The organism is Oleiphilus sp. HI0128, assembly GCF_001635365.1.
Genome location: NZ_LWGG01000249.1, coordinates 1 through 983, shown reverse-complemented (window position 1 = coordinate 983; position 983 = coordinate 1). Strand labels below are relative to the sequence as shown.

General features: G+C 45.4%; 1 pseudogene. It reads right to left on the bottom strand.

Going from position 1 to position 983, the window contains the following annotated elements:
- Positions 1–983 (bottom strand): annotated as a pseudogene (gene aceE, locus A3763_RS28010) (pyruvate dehydrogenase (acetyl-transferring), homodimeric type); the annotation flags it as partial.

Below are 983 nucleotides of genomic sequence, written 5' to 3'. Positions count from 1 at the left end.
GTATAGCGCTTCGGTAAGTATGCTCGAATCTGCTCGCCATAAAGGCGGATATAGTCAGTCGATGCCACCACTGGTCCTTCACGTTCACCCAAGCAAGTTTCGACATAGCTTACTTTTTTCTTTTTATCNGGGTTCAACATATTCCAACGAACGGTCTTCATGCCATCTCGCGCCAATTCATTAAAACTAGTGACACTCCAAATATCACTTGCGATGTTATATTCATCACGCAAGATTTCGGCAGCAACTCTAACTTCATTTAATATGGCACCACTACCCATTAACTGAACGCTGAGTTTCTTTCCTCGCCCCTTAGGTTTAAGGGTATCGAATAAGTACATCCCTCTCAGGATTCCCTCTTCGGAGTCTTTGACCAAAGCAGGCTGTTTATAGTTTTCATTCATAATACTCAAATAGTAATAAACGTCTTCATTCTCCTGATACATACGACGTAAACCATCTTGAATAATCACCGCTAATTCACAGGCATAGGCGGGGTCATAAGCGATACAGTTCGGTATCGTTCCTGCCATAATATGACTATGTCCATCTTGATGCTGCAGCCCTTCTCCGTTGAGCGTTGTTCGACCTGCAGTTCCACCAACAAGAAAGCCGCGAGAACGCATATCGCCCGCCGCCCACGCGAAGTCCCCAACACGTTGAAACCCAAACATTGAGTAGTAAATATAGAACGGTATGAGCGGGTAATCATGAGTGCTATATGAGGTTGCGCAGGCCATCCATGCAGCCATTGCACCCGCTTCATTAATCCCCTCTTCCAGAATCTGTCCACCTTGATCTTCACGATAGTACATCACCTGATCACTATCATTCGGCACGTATTTTTGACCTTCAGAGGTATAGATGCCAAGTTGACGAAACATTCCCTCCATACCAAAGGTTCTCGCTTCATCCGGCACGATTGGCACGACGCGCTTACCGATACGCTTGTCCTTAGTTAAGGACGAAAGCATTCTAACAAA